Origin of the sequence: Arthrobacter sp. H14 (genome assembly GCF_000520495.1) — a bacterium.
Lineage (GTDB): Bacteria > Actinomycetota > Actinomycetes > Actinomycetales > Micrococcaceae > Arthrobacter_C.
Genome location: NZ_KI914651.1, coordinates 43,626 through 46,786 on the forward strand (window position 1 = coordinate 43,626; position 3,161 = coordinate 46,786).

Consider the following 3,161-nt stretch of genomic DNA (forward strand, 5'->3'; position numbering starts at 1 on the left):
CAGCCGCTGCGGTGCCAGGTCGTCTGAGGCGGCTGGAAATGCTCCTGGTCCGGTGGTGACCTCAATCCCGGCGGACCAGGTTTTTTTAACTCTAAGAACGCTACCGGCCGGCCCACTGCGGCTTTCGCTTATTCAGGAAAGCATGCACCGCGTTGGAGAAGTCTTCGCTGCCGTAAACAGTTTTGACAATGTCTTCATCGTCGACCTCGTTCGCTCCGTTCAGCCGGCGCAGGCCCTCCTTAATGGCCCACATGGTCAGCGGGGCGTTGTTGGTCAGCCGGCCGGTGATCTTGGCAAGTTCGCCGTCGACATCATCGGTGACCGTCGTGACGTAGCCGCACTGAACGGCTTCTTCCGCCGGCATCAGTCGTGCCGTCAGGAGAAGGTCGGAGGTACGGGACCGTCCCAGCAGCTCGGAGAGCACCGAGAGCGTGCCGATCGAGAGGCAGTTACCGAGGGTCCGCGCGATCGGCACCCCGAACTGCGCCGACGGGTTGCAGATGCGAATGTCGGCGACCGAGGCCAGGCCGAGCCCGCCGCCTATGCAGAACCCTTCGACGGCGGCGACCACCGGAATGTTTACGGCAGCGAGGCGGCCTAAAATCGTGCTGATCTGATGTTCGTACTCGACCCCGCGCGGCCCGTCGAACTCGGTGAATTGGCCGATGTCGGTGCCGGCGACGAACGCCTCTCCGCCGGCACCGCGAAGGACCAGCACGCGGATCTGCTCGTCGGCATCCGCGCGTTCACAGGCCTCCTGCAGTCCCTGATACATGTCCCAGGTCATAGCATTGCGCTGCTTTGGCCGGTTGAAGGTAACGGTGAGGATGGCTCCGGACTGATCGACTAATAAATCTTCCGTCATCACTTTTCCCCCGCCTTCTCGGTGTCTGCCTTACCTTCGGCGAGCAGCGCCTCCAGTTCTTCACCTTCATAGCCGGCTGCGGCAAACACTTCCCGGTTGCTGGAGCCAAGCATGGGGCCGGCCGCTCGGCGGACGGCGGGTGTGCGGGAGAAGCGCATGGGTGATCCCAGCTGGCGCACCTTCCCCAGCTTCGGGTGCTCGCCGTCCCAGAAGAATTCCCGGGCTTGAAGATGCTCGTCGGTGAAGACCTCTCCAAAATCTGAAATGGGGGCAGCGGGCACCCCTGCCTCGTTGAGGAGGTCCATGACCTCGTCGGTCGTCAGTTCGCCGGTGCGCTGCTCGATCGACTGGATCAAGGGGGTCCTGTTCTGCAGCCGGTCATAGGTGCCGGCGTAACGGGGATCGTCCAGCAGTTCGGTCAGGCCGAGGGCGTTACAGAAGGCTGTCCAGTTGCGGGGGGTGTTGGCGCCGATGGTGACGAATCCGTCCTTGGTGACCACGGCCTGATAGGGCGCCTGGTTCTGGTGGGCTGATCCGTGACGTCCGCCGACCGTTCCGTTGGCAAAGTAAGCTCCTGCTTCCCAGACGGCGAACGATACGCCGGACTCCATGAGGGAGACGTCGATGTACTGGCCCTTGCCGGAGTTGTTCCGTTCATGCAGGGCGGCGGTGATGGCCAGTGAGACATAGAGCGCCGTCGTGAGGTCACAGATCGGCACGCCAATCTTGACCGGGGGCAGATTGGGGTAGCCGGTAATGCTCATCAAGCCGCTGCGCGCCTGCGCCATGATGTCCAGCCCGGCGAGGTTTGAGAGCGGACCATCCTGGCCCCATCCCGAGGCGGAGGCGTAAACAAGGCTGGGATTATCAACGCTGAGGTCATCGTAGCCGAGGCCGAGACGACGCATCGCGCCCGGGCGCAGATTTTCAACAACAACGTCTGCGGTGAGCGCAAGCTTTTTAAAGGCCGCTTTACCTTCGTTGGACTTCAAGTTCAGCGTGATCGATTCTTTGTTGCGGTTGAGGCGGGCGAACGGCGAACTTTCGCCGTCGATCATCGGGCCCGTTGCACGGGTCTGCTCGCCGCCGTCCGGATTCTCAATCTTGATCACCCTGGCGCCGAGGTCCGCCAACTGCATGGTGGCGAACGGCCCCGCCATGAATACTCCAACTTCGAGAACCGTTACTCCGTTCAATGGAGCAGGCATCGCCTCACTCATCGCACATTCCTCCTTGTAGACCTACGGTTAAATTTGTACTGAGATGTGACCCACAATACTCTGGAAAATATTGTATACCGTAGACGAGAAGCAAAGGTGCCCAAGAACGGACGTGGAGACGGGATGATCTATGGCAGGCGTCCCGTTAACATTATGCGCGGACTCGAGCGCCCGCTTAGCGCCCCTGACCCGGACGCCAAGGGTGGTTACTGGAATTGTGAGACTGACCGAAGCAGCCCTGCAGAAAGAACATCCGTTTTTAGGAAGATGGTGCAAAATATGAACACAACTCAGGCATCCGCCCCGGCCGCCGAATTGACAGGTATTTTTTTTATCGGCGCCGACGAGGTGCGCGGCACCCAGGGAGAGCTTCGGGGCGTTAACCCGCGCACCGGCGAAGAACTCGAACCCGCCTACGGCCTTGGCGGAGTCGAAGACGTCGACCGGGCAGCGGCTCTCGCTGCCGACGCGTTCGCCGAGTTCCGCGCCAGCGACGCCGAAACCAGGGCGGTTTTTCTTGAGCGCATCGCGTCCGAAATCGAGGCGATCGCCGAGCCTATCGTAGAACGAGTGACTGCCGAGACCGGTATTGCTCAGGGCCGTGCCCAAGGTGAATTGGCGCGCACCACGAACCAGCTGCGGCTCTTTGCCGGCGTCGTCCGTGACGGCAGCTGGCGCGGCGTTCGGGTGGACCCGGCCATGCCGGACCGCGCGCCTTTGCCCCGCCCGGATCTGCGGCAGCGGAAGATCCCGCTCGGCCCTGTCGCCGTATTCTCGGCAAGCAATTTTCCATTGGCCTTCTCGGTCGCAGGCGGGGACACCGCATCGGCTCTCGCCGCAGGCTGCCCGGTGGTGGTCAAGGGGCACAGCGGCCATCCCGGAGTCTCGGAGTTGGTCGGGCGTGCGGTGCGCAGGGCTGTGCAGGCGTGCGGGCTGCCGGAGGGAACGTTCTCGCTGCTGCTCGGATCCGGACCCGGCCTCGGGTCCGCGCTGGTGAAGCACCCGCTGATCAAGGCAGTTGGGTTCACCGGCTCGCGCTCGGGCGGCCTGGCTCTAGTGGAAGCTGCCGCCGGCCG

The 3,161-nt window shown here is 62.8% G+C and carries 3 protein-coding genes; 1 reads left to right on the top strand and 2 read right to left on the bottom strand.

The genetic code is table 11. The annotated features are described in order from the left end of the window. Positions 1-100: 100 nt before the first annotated feature. Together Y707_RS0110885 and Y707_RS25140 are read right to left on the bottom strand one after the other, a co-directional pair. The gene (locus Y707_RS0110885) at positions 101-865 is read right to left on the bottom strand and encodes an enoyl-CoA hydratase/isomerase family protein (protein WP_026535116.1); all 765 of its coding nucleotides are present in this window, start codon (positions 863-865) and stop codon (positions 101-103) included. After that, positions 865-2,085, bottom strand: coding sequence for a CaiB/BaiF CoA transferase family protein (locus Y707_RS25140; RefSeq protein ID WP_051441880.1), 1,221 nt, complete (start codon positions 2,083-2,085; stop codon positions 865-867). Before Y707_RS25140 ends, Y707_RS0110885 begins: the two co-directional genes overlap by 1 nt. Positions 2,086-2,364: 279 nt before the next feature. Between Y707_RS25140 and Y707_RS25145 the strand changes: the two genes are divergently transcribed. Beyond that, a partial coding sequence (locus tag Y707_RS25145) for an aldehyde dehydrogenase family protein (protein WP_035781279.1) occupies positions 2,365-3,161 on the top strand: 797 nt, incomplete at its 3' end.